General features: G+C 60.3%; 18 protein-coding genes and 2 pseudogenes. 16 read left to right on the top strand and 4 right to left on the bottom strand.

The features are described from left to right. Window positions 1-114: 114 nt before the first annotated feature. The 4 genes from AC0L25_RS00890 to AC0L25_RS00875 all read left to right on the top strand — a co-directional run bounded on the left by AC0L25_RS00890 (window position 115) and on the right by AC0L25_RS00875 (window position 2,657). Window positions 115-417: a DUF982 domain-containing protein gene (locus AC0L25_RS00890; RefSeq protein ID WP_027056410.1), complete on the top strand. Its 303-nt coding sequence runs from the start codon at window positions 115-117 to the stop codon at window positions 415-417. A 288-nt stretch (window positions 418-705) separates the two neighbouring features. Continuing rightward, on the top strand, window positions 706-942 hold the full coding sequence (locus AC0L25_RS00885; protein ID WP_473593817.1) for a DUF982 domain-containing protein: 237 nt from the start codon (window positions 706-708) through the stop codon (window positions 940-942). A 536-nt stretch (window positions 943-1,478) separates the two neighbouring features. Then, complete coding sequence (locus AC0L25_RS00880; RefSeq protein ID WP_473593786.1) at window positions 1,479-2,321, top strand: hypothetical protein; 843 nt, start codon at window positions 1,479-1,481, stop codon at window positions 2,319-2,321. A 105-nt stretch (window positions 2,322-2,426) separates the two neighbouring features. Continuing rightward, a complete protein-coding gene (locus tag AC0L25_RS00875) occupies window positions 2,427-2,657 on the top strand; it encodes a hypothetical protein (RefSeq protein WP_473479240.1) in 231 nt (76 codons plus the stop codon). A gap of 133 nt (window positions 2,658-2,790) precedes the next feature. Here the strand turns inward: AC0L25_RS00875 and AC0L25_RS00870 are convergent, their stop codons facing one another. The 3 genes and pseudogenes from AC0L25_RS00870 to AC0L25_RS00860 all read right to left on the bottom strand — a co-directional run bounded on the left by AC0L25_RS00870 (window position 2,791) and on the right by AC0L25_RS00860 (window position 4,075). After that, a complete protein-coding gene (locus tag AC0L25_RS00870) occupies window positions 2,791-3,090 on the bottom strand; it encodes a DUF4158 domain-containing protein (protein ID WP_473593816.1) in 300 nt (99 codons plus the stop codon). Beyond that, window positions 3,088-3,337, bottom strand: a pseudogene (locus tag AC0L25_RS00865) (cytochrome P450); the annotation flags it as partial. The pseudogene AC0L25_RS00865 and the gene AC0L25_RS00870, both read right to left, overlap by 3 nt. Window positions 3,338-3,733: 396 nt before the next feature. Next, window positions 3,734-4,075 carry a hypothetical protein gene (locus tag AC0L25_RS00860; RefSeq protein WP_473593785.1) on the bottom strand — a complete coding sequence of 114 codons (342 nt, stop codon included), beginning with the start codon at window positions 4,073-4,075 and terminating at the stop codon, window positions 3,734-3,736. Between the two features lie 897 nt (window positions 4,076-4,972). On the opposite strand from AC0L25_RS00860, the gene AC0L25_RS00855 reads away from it, so the two are divergent. The 3 genes from AC0L25_RS00855 to AC0L25_RS00845 all read left to right on the top strand — a co-directional run bounded on the left by AC0L25_RS00855 (window position 4,973) and on the right by AC0L25_RS00845 (window position 7,282). Continuing rightward, window positions 4,973-5,191, top strand: a complete 219-nt coding sequence (locus AC0L25_RS00855; protein WP_473479244.1) for a hypothetical protein — start codon at window positions 4,973-4,975, stop codon at window positions 5,189-5,191. A gap of 80 nt (window positions 5,192-5,271) precedes the next feature. Then, window positions 5,272-5,724 carry a DUF982 domain-containing protein gene (locus AC0L25_RS00850; protein ID WP_473593784.1) on the top strand — a complete coding sequence of 151 codons (453 nt, stop codon included), beginning with the start codon at window positions 5,272-5,274 and terminating at the stop codon, window positions 5,722-5,724. Window positions 5,725-6,826: 1,102 nt separating this feature from the next. Then, window positions 6,827-7,282, top strand: coding sequence for a GNAT family N-acetyltransferase (locus tag AC0L25_RS00845; protein WP_473593783.1), 456 nt, complete (start codon window positions 6,827-6,829; stop codon window positions 7,280-7,282). Window positions 7,283-7,307: 25 nt separating this feature from the next. On the opposite strand, the gene AC0L25_RS00840 is transcribed toward AC0L25_RS00845, so the two are convergent. Then, window positions 7,308-7,475, bottom strand: a complete 168-nt coding sequence (locus tag AC0L25_RS00840; RefSeq protein ID WP_473593782.1) for a hypothetical protein — start codon at window positions 7,473-7,475, stop codon at window positions 7,308-7,310. Window positions 7,476-7,626: 151 nt separating this feature from the next. Between AC0L25_RS00840 and AC0L25_RS00835 the strand changes: the two genes are divergently transcribed. From AC0L25_RS00835 to AC0L25_RS00795, 9 genes and pseudogenes are all read left to right on the top strand, one after another. Next, window positions 7,627-8,595, top strand: coding sequence for an omptin family outer membrane protease (locus tag AC0L25_RS00835; protein ID WP_473593781.1), 969 nt, complete (start codon window positions 7,627-7,629; stop codon window positions 8,593-8,595). Between the two features lie 1,230 nt (window positions 8,596-9,825). Beyond that, window positions 9,826-10,702: pseudogene (locus AC0L25_RS00830) on the top strand (ArdC family protein). Further along, on the top strand, window positions 10,699-10,863 hold the full coding sequence (locus AC0L25_RS00825) for a hypothetical protein (RefSeq protein WP_473593780.1): 165 nt from the start codon (window positions 10,699-10,701) through the stop codon (window positions 10,861-10,863). The pseudogene AC0L25_RS00830 and the gene AC0L25_RS00825 overlap by 4 nt, the downstream one beginning before the upstream one ends. A gap of 48 nt (window positions 10,864-10,911) precedes the next feature. Further along, a complete protein-coding gene (locus AC0L25_RS00820) occupies window positions 10,912-11,328 on the top strand; it encodes a DUF2958 domain-containing protein (RefSeq protein WP_473593815.1) in 417 nt (138 codons plus the stop codon). A gap of 128 nt (window positions 11,329-11,456) precedes the next feature. Then, entirely contained in the window at window positions 11,457-11,696 is a 240-nt protein-coding gene (locus AC0L25_RS00815) for a hypothetical protein (protein ID WP_473593779.1), read from the top strand. Further along, the gene (locus tag AC0L25_RS00810; protein ID WP_473593778.1) at window positions 11,693-12,565 is read left to right on the top strand and encodes a hypothetical protein; all 873 of its coding nucleotides are present in this window, start codon (window positions 11,693-11,695) and stop codon (window positions 12,563-12,565) included. Before AC0L25_RS00815 ends, AC0L25_RS00810 begins: the two co-directional genes overlap by 4 nt. 66 nt (window positions 12,566-12,631) lie before the next feature. Continuing rightward, window positions 12,632-12,928: a hypothetical protein gene (locus tag AC0L25_RS00805; RefSeq protein WP_473593777.1), complete on the top strand. Its 297-nt coding sequence runs from the start codon at window positions 12,632-12,634 to the stop codon at window positions 12,926-12,928. Further along, the gene (locus AC0L25_RS00800; RefSeq protein WP_473593776.1) at window positions 12,912-13,127 is read left to right on the top strand and encodes a hypothetical protein; all 216 of its coding nucleotides are present in this window, start codon (window positions 12,912-12,914) and stop codon (window positions 13,125-13,127) included. Before AC0L25_RS00805 ends, AC0L25_RS00800 begins: the two co-directional genes overlap by 17 nt. Window positions 13,128-13,415: 288 nt before the next feature. Further along, a complete protein-coding gene (locus AC0L25_RS00795) occupies window positions 13,416-13,658 on the top strand; it encodes a hypothetical protein (RefSeq protein ID WP_473593775.1) in 243 nt (80 codons plus the stop codon). The last annotated feature ends 797 nt before the right edge of the window (window positions 13,659-14,455 follow it).

The following is a 14,455-nucleotide window of genomic DNA, read 5'->3' as shown; positions in this document are numbered from 1 at the left end:
CCGCGGATCTTCTTCTTGAACCGTCATCGCCCTGACAACACACTGTGCCATGGTCGCCGCGTCGGTGCGGCGCCTCTTCCCGCAAATCGGCTATTTGGAAGGTTGGAGGAACGAATGAACGCTGAGGCTTTCAGCAGCCCCCTTTTCGTGAAGCGCGCTACGCACATCATCCAAGAGATTGCCGGCCTTGCGGATGCAATCGATTTTCTCAATGAATGGCCGGAAGATCGCAGAGACCTGATCCACGAAGCCGCCCTCAGGGCATGCTACGATGCATACGATGGGCGCAAGCCGGTAAGCACGGCGCGCAATGCCTTTTTCGGCTTTGCGAAGCGGGTCGCCATATTGGAAGATCCAACCTCCGCGATGCAGTGGATCGCCGCCTGCAGATCGGGCAGTGGAAAAGTGCAGGTGTAGACTTCGACGACGTGTTTGAGACTGGCGCGAGGCGCGTCAAAGAGTGCAGTATGTCCAGGTTTCAGCTAGAGCACGCGAATGAGAAGCAGTTCCTCACCACCGACTACAAAACCGCAGATCGCACGCAACCCTGACCATGGCCAGACGCAGCTCATGGCGATCGCTTGGTCGCCAATGGCCAGGTTCGGCGGTGCAGATGCAGTGGTCGGGTTCGGCTGAGTAAATAAATGCGACCCGGGGCTGTTTGCCTCATAGTGGCTGTGGAGGAGGGGAGAGATGACCGGCTAGATCAGATTTGAGAGGCCAGTCATTGTTCAGGTTAGCCGCCGGAGCTCGGAGCGGATCGTGTTGGACGTCAACGACGCAGCCGCTATCTTGCTCCGGGATCTGCATCATGAGACCAATAAACGCAGAATAGCGATGGACACCTGTCTGCAGGTGTTACGCGGTAAGACCCATCCACCAGCCGCTCGACGAGCTTTCGTGGCAGCCGCGCTCGAAGCACGCATTCTGCGCAGCGATTGAGATCTAGGGCGCCGGTCATGAATTTCGGCCATCTGCGCATCGCTATTGGGCAGAACACCCCTGCCGGCATCCGCCAGGAGCAAGCCAACCCCGCTCTTTCCGCGGTGGCTTTCCCGGTCTGGCGCCGGACCTTCCACCATCAAAACACAAGAGGATGCCAGCCAGCTGCGGCCGCTCGGCTTCGCCGTCGCGGTGATCGTGATTGCAGCCAGAGGTAAACGGAGCCATAGGGCGAGAATTGGCCCGCTGCAAATGGCACAGCGTCGATGCCGCCACAACGGTCTCCAGAAGTGCCGTTCGAATCCTTCCCCAGCTTGGCCCTACATCCGATCTCCCGGAACGCGCTCCGCGGATCGGTGGCGTGTGACCGCCGATGCTTCTCCCGATGGTCGGGAGCGGGTTTCGGCGATCAAGATCGGAAAGATGATAGTGATACTGAATCATATCCGAAACTGGCTGGCTGTGAGCCGTCTCCACCCCGGCGGCTGTTCATTTGCGGCTAGAAACTGGCATATAGGCCAAGGGCGAGGAGAGGCATGGCACGTAAACCGTTCATTTCAATCGGCGAGGAAGAGTTCACGAAGTCTAGATTTCGTAGGCTCTCTCGGGCTGCCAAGGTCGAGCTTATGGTTACGTGGTTTCAGGAGCACTTCGAAGATCCGGCCGAGAAGACTCCCTACGAAAGTGCAGAGGGCGGTTACCAATGGATTTGGGGTGGCCCTTACAACGCGGATGAAGAGATTCAGGACACGTTTTCCGAGGTTGTCGACTTCGACACGATGCAGAAAGCCGTAGAGGAAATTGAAAAGGACGGCTTGTATGACTGGGCTCCGACCGACATCGGGAATGACGCGCCATACGAAGAGAACGACGGAATCTATAGCATCAACGATCCCCTGCCGGACATCATCCCACCTGAAGATGTAGAGGACGATGACGCGCTGACGGTCGAACAACTTCGACAGGAAATGCTTCAGCGCCTAGATAGACTTGAAGACCTGATCAGAGCCGGCCAACGCGATCGGGGGATGATCGGCCACAACAATCCGCCAAGTCCGATCGATGACCTTCCTGTTACCAGAGGCGACTTGGATGAAATTCAGCGCGCTATCGGGGAACTTCGCCATCAAGCTCAGGCACCTGAGCCTGCAATTGAAGCTGTTCACGCAAGCAGCACCGTGCTCCGGCGCGTAGCAGGGACCATTGGAGGCTGGTTAGTGGACCGTGTTAATGCAACCGTCGATGCTGGGATTCAAGGTCTGATACCGGGTGCGGTCGGTGCTGTCGTTATTGCATACGCTGGCCAGCTGTATGAGCTACTTCAAGGTGCAGCTGCTGCGGCAATGCACTGGGTTCAAGCCCTGCCGCTCCCTTTCTGAAACTACACACGCGAGAACACATATTCATGACTCGATGAGATTTGCTTGCGTGGTTGGCACTCCCGCCCGTAGGATCATCGATCCCGACTCACCAAGAGGCCTGATATGGACATTCCATTAGCAAACGGAATCGTCGCTGATTTCCGCAGCCAAGAGAACCTCGGGCTAGCGCTGGACCACCAGCACTATGCCGGCGATCTCGTGGAGGCTTGGAACATCGATGCGGAGGAATGGATTCGCGAGAACTATCCCGATGCCGACGACGAGACCGTCGCCAATGCGGCGCTTCGGATCGAGGAAGCAGGCCCTTGGGTATACACCGACCGGGAGTTTTGAGCCCAGGGTCCCACTCGTTAGATAGAGTGCGGATAATCTACAGGCTGAGTGCCACGTGGATCATCCGCCTACGTGCAAAACTTGGAAGTTTCTCATGTCTGCTAAGTGTTGTAGAAATGATAAGAAAAGAAGCTTAACTGGGGTTCTTGGAAGCTTTTCGAACTTTCTGTCTGGCACCTCCAGCCGAATTGCGAGCGCTCGCGAGGGACGCTGGGATGTCAGAAATTGCGATGGGACAATCCGACGCATCGACTGTCACGTTCAAGTCGGAGGAGTGCCGGCCGAGGCGATTGCGGTCCTCTCGGCAACGCCGGATCAGATCGAGGTCGCCGGGCTCAAAGGTGTAAAGTCGGGCCAGGTCGTCACGGTCCGCCGGGAATCCCGGTAGTTGTTCCCGCTCGGCTTCGCTCAGCGTGCTTGCGCCTTCGCTCATCAGCGCGCTGATGACCATGGCCGGAAGCGGAAAGGAGAGGTGGCGCCGCAGGTCGGCGGGCTGGGGCTGGGTCGCCAGCGTCTCGAACAACTGCGCGGCGATCGCCTCGACCTGCTGCGAGCAGCTTCACCCTGCGGTTTTTGAAGACCGGCGCCACGATCGTGCGTAACCGGGCATGCTCGCCCCCTTCGTGCGAGACCAGCCACCCCGGCGAACCGAGGATCACCGAATCCGGGGTGAATGCCGCACCCTCTAAGCGATGGAAGGGCGGAAGGTGACCGGTATGCGTATTCGTAAAAGCCGGACAGGGATTCCGCTAAGTCGCGGACAGGCGTTTCGCTAAGTCCCGGACAGTTTGGCGGCGGTGGTCCTCGGGTGCCTGGTTGTCATCATGGGCGATTGATTTCGCCGTAAGCCGCGGTCTTCGGCGAGCGACTGACGGCTGGCTGAGTAGTTGCCGAACCATGAAGCCACCTGGGCTCCGCGCTTGGCTCAAACTCCCCGCGTTCAAGCCTTTGCAGCGTTAGACTAGCTCGCTGCAGAGCGGACCTCACTGCAAGTGCAGTTTTGTGGATGCTCCACGGATCGTCACTGTAGCCGTTGTCGGCTAGGATACCCTTAGCCCTGCCGATGCATCAATCCCTCATCGATTTCCAAAAGACATTCTCGATTGGCATTGTCCCCGGGATGGGATCAGCGATGCCTTCCACTCCAGCAACTGGATCGGTTGATGGCAACGGATATTTTTCCACATGCCCTCGTACAGCTCGGTGTGCCAGTGGAGCTGTTCACTCGGATTGTCGTAGAATTTTGCAAGCCATTCGTCGTGCACGGCCTTGGCAAAACGGTGCGCCTCCCGGTCCGTGATGAGGCGCGGTGTGAGCGCATCTACACCGGCAGCAGCAGGGCGACCCAAGCTGGTTCCATTGACCGAGCGATTTCCGAGCCGAAGCTGCGCCCACTCGCGTTCAAACTCCGCAAGCACCTCTGCGTATTTCCTTAGTTCCCAGCGTCTTGTTGACTTCTCAGCGGCCGGTCAACACGGCAATGTCGGCTGGAACCCGCTTTCGGAACCAGCAAACGCCGGTCTTGCGATGCTTTGTTGGACGGCTCATAGCTAGGACCATGTGTAACACCTGTGCGTAGCACTCGGGTAGCCTAAGCATTTAATTTTGCTGGTTTTTCAGCTGCATCAACACCTCAGCAAGGTGATGGTGCCCAGAGGCGGATTAGGCGGAAGCACGTTGCTCGCTCTCAAGCGCTCAATTCCCGGAAGGTATGGGCGACCGCGAAACCCTATAGGGGCAAAGCGCCACATTAAGTCCGCCGTGCCGAAAAGGCCAACTGCCGGTTGGTAGACGCGACGCACCCGGCCGCGTATGATTTTTTCACGATCCGCGCACCGGGCAAATCCCGACCCACCCCGCGCTCGGTGGTCGCTTGGTCGACCCGTCGCTCTCCTGTGCGGCGGGTTTTTTTGTTTCCGGATGAAACAGTTGGTTGGAGGGGAAGTTCGTCCCTTCGGCATCTCTTGTGCAGAAATGCCACAAGAGCTGTTCGGAGAGTTGGATGAGTGTGCAAAGGGATTGGTCCAATTGAAGAGCACGCAATAATCGCAATCCTCAACAGGGCTGACCGTGGGGACAGCATTTCGATCAAGGCGACATCGACCATATTCGGCACGCTGCGCCTATAGAAGCAGCTACTGCCCTCGGCCTGTCGGTGGCATCCGATAAGGGCGGGTAGTAGCCGTTCAATCTAGCGCGAGCCGGTTGTCCTTGCCACAGTTGTTCGCGGTCCCATTGTACGAAATTGGTTGTTGATTTTTACAAGCGGCGTGCCAACAAATGGGTGCTTGGGTTTATGTCCAGGGAGGCCTCAGGTGGACATCGAGACGGACTGCGAGCGCATAGCCGTGGAGCTTGTGCACGAGGCCATCCAGAAGGTCCCGCACGGTGGCGCAGTCTCCGTCAAGGCCGTTATAGCTGCGGTTCGCCAAGATGGCCCTGACCTCGAAATCAGTAACACGGCCCTGGTCGACGTTATCGTGGCGACCGCTCCGGCGTTTGGACGCGCAGTAGCCTTCGACCTTAACGAATAATGCTGTGACAACTCATCCGGCCGCCTCCGGGAACCTTCAGCAACCAAATGAGTTGCGTAAAAAGCTTAAGGCGAACCGTTATGGCCACCCGAGATAGGGATAATCGTTCCTTCCGAGAATTGATCAGTTCGGAAGATAATCGTCGGAAGTTGCGCAAGCAGCTAAGCCTGTTGGACGACCGACCTTTGCCGCCGAAGCTTGCTGCTTTAGCGGTGGAGCTTCAGGAGGAGCTTGAGCGGCGAGAGCAAGAATGGGCTGAGGAGACCGCGGCTGCCCTAGTTCCCAGCAACGTGCCGCATTTTTTCAGCCCCTCGGTCAGCGTGAGAACTGAGCCTCCCGATCAGACGCGCAGCGTCGACACTGCTGAGGCAGCAGTTGAGGAACTCCTGAACTGCACTAAGCGTGGCCCCAAGAGGAACCTCGCGCTGCGCGTTTGCATTGCCGTGATTGCCGACAAGATGGAAGCTGAGGAGGCCCGTAAGGCATTCCTGGCTGCTGCCGAGGAGGAGGAGGTATTACGCCACTTTGGTTAGGTCTCCTGGATGCCCGCGCAGCCCTACCCGATCGCGGCCCGCTCAGAAATTTCTACCAAATATTCCGACCCACTCTAGTTACCCTTCATGACAACCCTTTGGTTTGTCCCTCGGGTGTTCGTGAAGATTGATCGGACGGCGGCAGGCATGGCTGCAACAATGCGAGGGCAGCCCTTGAGCAGCTCAAGAGGTGGACCCGGAGAGGACCTCGCTGGCACAAGGCGTGGACGCTTTGCCTGTTAGCGATGGAGGGCGATCGGATTGACCCTCATGTCGTCGCTAGGCTTTCGTGGCTGCCGCTAAGGAGGCGGAGATGTATCTCTCGCCCGAGTAGGAGGTGTCATGGCCCTATATGGGAAAGACGGGCCATTTATCCATCGAGCTTCAACGGCTCATGTTCGGGGAGATAATGATGCAGCACCTCGCCACGGTTTCGCTTGTCGAACGTGAGGCCACAGACAGGGCAGACTCGAAATGCTCTGCTTCGTCGTTCACAGGCGGCCCGTGGCGCTTGCCCTTGATCCCGGTTGCGGGGTTGTTGGTTCTATCTCGGCTCACGTTGATTGTCCGAACTGTGATGGGGACGGCCCGACAGCCGCTGCGGGGTAGGCAACCGACCGGCGGGCCTAACCGGCGGGGTGTGGTCGTGTCCGCCGGCTGGGACCAACAATAAGCCGTTTCGTGCAGAATTGCTAATTTAGTAAACGATCACAATCCGTTCCACTAGCCACCAGATGGGACGGGCCTAGACTCGATTCTGTGCATAAACGAGTGAGTTCCGGTGCTGGCCGGCTGGAGTTCATTTGTCCGATGATGCCCACCTTGGTGGCCAAGCCGACCCAAGGAGACGATTGGACTCACGAGTCAAGTCGACGGCCACTGCTCTCAAATTCTCATCGACAACGAAGTAACCCGGTTCCTTTGATGTGAAAATGTCTCAAGTCATCCGGAATCCTGCATACTTGTAATATTTGTTTTGCAGTCTTTTAGCATAATTTAATGAAAAAATGCTGTTCATTAGCCAAACATTACATCTAAAAGTGAGTCGGACCTGCGCGGATGGCAGCAGGAATCGGAATTTTGACCACTACCAGGAGAGAATATGCCTTCCATATCTACTCGCAGCGCCAACGCAACGGACGCAGAGACGGTCGCCCGTTTCATTCACGCGCTACTCGATGAACTCACTGGCGGGAAAGCGCCCACGCCCGACGTCGTCAGACAAAGCGCGGAGACGGTGCTTGCCGACGCTGGCGGGGTCGCTGTGATCGCAAGTGCAGATGACGAGCCGGTCGGCATCATGGTGCTGAATGAATGCACGGCGATCTATGCAGGAGGCAAGTTCGGCTACATTTCGGAGCTGTATGTTCGACCCGACATGCGCTCCAAAGGGATTGCCCCTCATCTGCTTGAGGTCGCCTCGCAGGAAAGCCGTGCTCGTGGCTGGAAGCGACTTGAGGTTGGAGCGCCCGGGCAACCAAAATGGAAGCGCACGCTCGATTTCTATCTGCGGAACGGGTTCGAGGAAGTCGGCCCTCGGCTCTGTCGGATAATCTAGACTCAGAGTGTCTGCTGTGGACTGCTCAAAGCAACCTGCACGATCTCAGCGGATTGAGGTCCGGCGTGGTCGCTGCCTGCCGCTGCAATCGTACCAGCATCGTCATCGCAAATGTGTGCCTCAGATAATGCAAGGTTCCCGTCACGCCGGCCGCCCGGAACGCATCGGCAAAAACCGCCGTCAATCGGGTCACGCTAACGGCGTTTCCTTGAGTGTTGAGGAACAGAGCCGAGGGCGGCAATTTTGCCAACCCACAGGGGCGCTGCATAGACGACCGCACCTGACTTGCACCCGGTTACGCTACGTATAGCCGAATGCCGGATCATTCCTATGAGGGTAGTTTTATGAAAATGTATGCGAAAGTCTTTGGTGGAGCGGCAGCGTTGCTCGCTGCCTGGCCGGCGATGGCCAGTGCCGCGGTGGTGAGCGAACCGGCGCCCTACAATCCCAATTTCTCTTTCATCGGCGGCGTCGGCGTCATCGACATCGAGGCCAACGAGCTAGTCTATCGGGCTCCCGGCCGCGGCTCCAAGCGGAGCCACCTTATCTGGGAAAGCACCTCTCCGGTCATTTCAGCCGAGATGACGGCGCGCAGCGAGGCCGGCTGGACCGCCAAGCTTTCCGGCCAGATCGCCTTCAGCGGCGACAGCTACATGGAAGACTATGACTGGAAGTGGGGATTCTCGACCAATGATGGCTGGAACGAGTGGAGCGACCGTTCGCGCTTTTCCGAGACCGATCTTGATCACTTCTATTCGGCGACCGTCGCGCTCGGCCACGACTTCCAGGTCAGCGACCAGCTGCTGATCAACGTCAACGGTGGCTTCAAGTACACCTCGGTCAAGTGGACTGCCTATGGCGGCTCCTACGTCTCCAGCGATGCCGGCTTCCGGGATTCGGTTGGCGACTACCCAGGAGGCGCAAAGGTCATCAGCTACCAGCAGAAATTGCCGGTCGCCTTCGCCGGCATCGATGCGACCTATGTCCAGGATCGCTGGAACTTCGGCTTTGCGCTGAAGGGCGGCATGACCTTCTCGGCCGGCGATACCGATCATCACTGGATGCGTGACCTGCGCTTCGAGGATGATTTCGAATCGGCGCCGGTTCTGATGGTCGGCGGCAGCGTCGGCTACCAGTACAACGAGCGGACCAGCTTCTTCGTCTCCGGTTCCTACGAAAAGGTGTTCACCGCTCGCGGCGACTCCAACTACTATGACATTCCGACCGGCGCAGAGACTGGCGGCGACGACGACTGGGTTGGCGGCGATTTTGCCGCGGCGACGGTGATGGTCGGCATCAAGACCCGGTTCTGATCGAACGAACTCGACCGGAACGCCGAATCGATGTCCGCAACGGCGCAGAAATCTGTGGGCGCGATATGAACGGAGTTCTTTCGCCGAGCTGTCGTTCCGCGGTACATCGTCTCTGATCTGCAGCAGTCACCCTTGTCCCCGGCAAATGGTATTAGAGCTGCAAACCGGATGGGCCATCGAATAGGCCCATTGCGACAGCTGTGAGCTGATAGCCTTCAATCGTCGGCTTCCAGAACAACGTCGAGCCGCACTCAGAACCCGCGTTCAACTTTTATCGGACGATCGGTACCCACCGAACATTCACGGCAGCGAGGAAATGGCCCGATTCTTTCGATGTGATCAAGCAGCGAAGCACGCAACGTCGGCTGAGCAGATCGAGCAGTTCCTCCACCATCTGCATGAACATGCTCCGGAACTTTCAATCGCGGCTGACCTGGCCCGCCGCTTTGCCGCGATAATACGTGGCGATGACGATGCAGGCCTGGGTCAATGGGTAGACGATGCCATGAACAGCGAACTGGCTACCCTTGCGGCAGGTCTCAGCCGTGACATTGAGGCTGTCCGGGCGCCAATCACCAGTCCTGGAGCACGAGCCCGGTCGAAGGCGAGATCAACCACCTCAAGACGACCAAGCGCCAGATTACTGGCGCGCCGCCTATCCACTCCTCCGGAGGCTACTTCTGGCAGCCGCTTGACCCAACCGGACAAAGGGACACCCGAAAAAAGTAGTCCCTGCCCCAAATATGCGGAAGAACCCAATTTGGCCTAAGCTTGACGCGCCCGCGCGCCTGACGGCGCGTGCCGGGTGCTCGTGAACCGAGCCGCTTTTTCTTCGGCAGGCTCAGGCGGTCTCGGCCATCCGGCTTCGCCCCCTGGCGCGGGCAGCCTGTCGGCTGCTGATGGCCGCCGGCCTGTCGGCCGGCGCGGTTTGTCTGTTGGCCTTTCCCGGCGGCGCGGGGTGGGCGGCACTCCCCTCTAGGCCCGCCGCGGCATCCCGCAACCCTTCGCTTCGCTTCGGGTCCTCCTCTTGCGTTCCGGTCCTTCGGATGCGGTCCGCCTCCGACGGCAGGCCTTTCCGGTCGCGTCTCGCCGCCCACCCCGCTTCCGGGGAAAGGCGCGGCGAGTGGTTAGCGGAGGACGAAAGGAATGCGTGCAAACGACAAGCGTTCCGGCAGCCGCGAGGCTGGCGCGGGAAAGGGCGGGCGCTCAGGCGCCAACCTCTATTAGGAGATCACAGACCGCATCGTTGCCGAACTGGAGCGCGGCACCGTGCCATGGGTCAAGCCTTGGGGCAGGGCAAAGGCAGCCCTTGGCCTGCCCAGGAACGCAGCCACCCAGCGCCGCTATTCCGGCATCAATATCCTGATCCTGTGGGGCGCCGTCATCGAGCGCTCATACCCGAGCCAGAACTGGCTCAATCCGGCAGGCGCTTGCCCTTGGCGGCAATGTCAGGAAGGGCGAGCGCGGCACGACCATCGTTCACGCTGACCGCTTTATTCCCAAGGACGAAAAGGAACGCGCCAAGGCCGATGGCGACGAACCGCAGGCCGTGCCTTTCTTGAAGCGCTTTACCGTCTTCAATGTCGCGCAGTGCGACAATCTTCCCGACGATCTCCATGCCGCCGCCGAGCCGTTGCCGGCGCGCGAAATCGTCCCGCAGGCCGAGCAACTCATTCGCAGAAGCGGTGCGGATTTCCGTATCGGTGGCGATCGCGCTTTCTAGATGCCCGGCAGCGACACCATCCAGGTGCCGCCCCAGCCGGCTTTCTTCCACCAGATCGACTACTACCGGACCTGCTTTCACGAGCTTGGCCACTGGACCGGCCACCTGACGCGACTCGCGCGCGACCTGTCAGGCTCATTCGGCTCCAGAACCTATGCGCGCGAGGAATTGGTCGCCGAGATGGCCGCAGCCTTCATCTGCAGCAGTCTCGGTATCGAGCCGACCGTGCGCCATTCCGATTACATCGGCTCATGGCTGACGGTTCTGCGCGAGGACAATCGCGCCATCTTCCGCGCCGCCAGCCTTGCCTCCAAAGCCGCCGATTTCCTGCTCGGCTTTAACGCCGAGGCCGAAGGCGCGCAACAAGGCGAGATCGCGGCATGAGCGCGCGCGATCCCGACACCCTGCAGACCGAACCGACGCCGCAAGGCGAGCAGACGCTCAGTCCCGTATCCGGCCGGTTCACCACGCGCGACCGCCTTGCCCTCTTGGCCGACGCGCCCGCGCGCGGCGCAGAAGCCGCTCGATACCGGGCTGCTCAATGAAAGCCGACAGAAATCAACTCGACCTGATTTGAGAGGAGTTTTCCCACCATCCTGATCACCGACGAACTGCGCGCCCAGCTGCTCGCCAATGGCGCAACTGCCATCGAGACCGACCATGTCCCGGTGGTAAAACTGTTCGATCCGACCGGGCCAGCAACCTGGCTTCTCACCGAACTCGACGCCGACGGCGACACAATGTTCGGCCTTTGCGACCTCGGCTTCGGCTTCCCTGAACTCGGCAGCGTCAGCCTTGCCGAACTCGAATCCATCAAGGGTCCGCTCGGACTGGGCATCGAGCGCGACCTTTATTTCATAGCGCGTTTTCCGCTGTCCGTTTATGCGGAGGCCGCGCGCAGCGCCGGCCAGATCACCGAAGTCGAGCGGCTTCTGCGGCAGGCAGCGGAAGCACTTGCCAAATCCCATTCCGAGCTTCCGCCAGACGCGGCGGAGCCAGAGCGCCGCTAGGCGCAAACCCGTCCCCGCCGCATCGGCCTTCGGTCTCCCCGGCGGGGACAATCGCACCCCAAACGAAGGAGAAAGACAGGAAGCTTGCCCATATTCCGCTCGACCGACTGAATATTTCCGGCCTCAACATGCGCCACGGAAAACGCGCGCCCGACCTGTCCGACATTCTGCCGTCCGTCCGCGCGCGCGGCGTCCTCGTGCCGCTCCTGGCGCGGCCCAACGGCTCGCCGGAAAGCGTCGAGATCGTCGCCGGACGGCGCGCTATCTCGCCGCGAAGTCGCTCGCCGACGAGCGCCGGCGAGGGCGATGCCTTGCCCTGCGCCATCATGGAAGACGGCGACGACGCCGATGCGCTCGAGGCCTGGTGATCGAAAACTTCGCCCGGCTCGATCTCGACGAGGTGTCGCAGCGGGAGACGTTTTCGCGGCCGATCAAGGAGGGCTGCAGCGTTGCCGACATCGCCGCCACTTTCGGCATCACCGAGCTTTTGATCAAACGCATTCTGGCGCTCGGCGACCTCTTGCCGAAAATCCGCGGGGCCTATCGGCGCGAGGAAATCGACGCCGAGCCGGCGCGCAATCTGACCATGGCCTCCAAGGCGCAGCAGAAGGATTGGCTGGCGCTTTATGCCGATCCGAAGCAATACGCGCCGCGCGGCGACCAGTTGAAACAATGGCTGTTCGGCGGCCAGTCGATTTCCACCAAGGCGGCGCTGTTTGCCGTCGAGGATTATCCGGGCCTGATCGTCTGCGACCTGTTCGGCGAGGACAGCTATTTCGCCGACGCCGACCTGTTCTGGCAAAAGCAGAACGAGGCGATCGCTGCCAAGCGCGACGCCTATCTGGAAGCCGGCTGGCTCACGTGGCCGTGCTGGAATCGTGGCAGTTTTTCCAGTCTTGGGACCACGAAAAGACGCCGAAGAAAAAGGGCGGCAAGGTCTTCATATCAGTCTCGCATCGCGGCGCGTCGAGTGCCACGAGGGCTGGCTGTGCGCAAGGATGCCCGCCCCGCCCGCGCGCAAGGCGAGGGCGGCGAGCACGAAGAACCCCCCCCAAAGCCGTCGCGACCGGAACTCACCGGGCCGATACAGAACTATGTCGATCTGCATCGCCACGGTGCCGTGCGTACCGCCATGCTTGACCATCCGGGTGTCGCGCTGCGCCTGATGGTGGCGCATGCCATCACAGGTTCGGGCCTGTGGCAGGTTCGCCGCGATGCCGTAGCGCACCGCCAATGAAGCGGTGGCGGCAAGCCTCGCAGCCTGCAAGGCCGAAGCCGTATTCTGCGAAGGCGGCGCGAGGTTTTGGCGCTGCTGGGGCAACCGGAGGAGGATGGCGCGGTCGCCGGCGGCAACGGTGATGCCTTTGCCACAGCGCGCGTCTTCGCCCGGCTGTTGACGCTGTCCGACGACGATGTCCTGCGCGTTCTCGCCATCGTCATCGCCGAGACGGTCGAAGCCGGCAGCGCCGTCATCGAGGCGCCTGGCAATCACCTGAATGTCGATATGGCCGCTTGCTGGCAAGCCGACGACGCCCTCTTCGACCTGTTGTGCGACAAGGAAATCGCCAATCCGATACTCGCCGATGTCGGCGGCAAGTAAGTCGCCCACGGCAATGTTTCGAGAAGGTGAAGACGCAAAAGACAACCATCCGCGACTACCTGTTCGGCGAGAACAGCAGGGAGTCGACGCATGGCTGCCGCGCTGGATGAAATTCCCCGCCGGAAGCTACACGACCCAAGGCGGCTTCCGCACCGCCGATCAATGGGCCAGAGTTCAGCCGCTGTTCATGGCCGAATGAACCAGCCAAGCCAGGCGGAGGCAATTCGAGTGCCGCCGCCTGGCACCTCTCTCGGGCGATGCCGGCTGCACCTTTGCGGCTTTTCCGGCGCGCACCGCACGCGAAATCCCGACGCCAACTCATCGCCTTCGCCAGCCCTGCGCCGCGCCGGGATGCTTGCCGAGGCGCAACGCGGATATAGCCACGTCCGCCCCTGGTCGACGGTGTCTGAACCTGCGCAAGCCCGATATCCGCGACGCCGCTTGGGCATCGTGTCAACCGATCGCGCGGCCTGTCTCCTAAGCGGTCTTGCGGGGCAACGCGATAGCGGCCATTCGCGGCAACGTTCGTCGTTATCAGCAGCGTCTGGAGGTGCTCGCCCGGGACCTACAAAAGAACAAGGAAGAGCTGAAAATCCGCCGGTTGTTCAATCGGGACGAATGGGCAATCACCAGTGCGAGCCCGGTAGTCGATCGACGGTACGCTCTCCTCGGTCATGCTGGCGATGCGATCAATGCGCTGCTCGTCGCCGCGGCCAAAATCTGCGCCTGATCCTCACGGTTCTCGCGCTTTGGCTTGCCTGGTGCCTGCAAGCACTCCAGCCGAAAACGGCGAAATCGGATGCTTCCACTCGTCTTCCCGGGTTCGCAATATCAACAACATCAACGCCTTAGCCGTTGTTCAGGGCCGACTACCGAGTATCTGCGCCGCGGTAGGGTTCGGCTCGGCTGAGAGCATCAAGCCGAGCGCCCCCGATAGGCAAGGGCTCGCCTATACTCGTGCCGGTCATCTAGGGCTCGGCAGATCGCCAAGGCCCCGGCGGCAAGCATTCCGGATCAGGGCGAGGTTGGGTTTTGGCCATGCGTCGCGTGTGGGTCGCTGACTTGAGGTGATGTGCGTCCGGCGGCCCGCCTCGTCGCCTCGTCGAGGTTAGTCACCGAAATGATGCGCTGACCGCCGGCCAGCGGACTGACCGAAGACGCATCCACATTCTGACTCGCTGAAAAGATGATTCAAGAGATACGAGCCATCCCCAAGGTCGGCCGGAGCGTCCCGCTCGGCCCAAGCGTGAAAGATATCATCGCCACCCACGAGGCTCTGAGTCGAACCGCAACCCTTCGCTCTCGCTTCGGGTCCTTCTCTTCATTCCGGTCCTTCGGATGCGGTCCGCCTGGACGGCGGCCCTTCCGGTCGCAACTCGCCGCCCGCCCCGCTTCCGTCCCGCTTCCGGGGAAAGCCGCGATTGGCGAGCGGAGGCAAAACGAAGCATGCAAGATAGAAGCGTGCCGTCATCGAAGAGGCAGGCAGAGGCGGGGCGCCATGTCCTTAATTCCCGCTTTGCGGCCGTC

This window comes from Mesorhizobium sp. WSM4813, from assembly GCF_055811555.1.
Note: the sequence above shows the minus strand (reverse complement) of the source record. Positions and strands in the feature narration are given on the sequence as shown.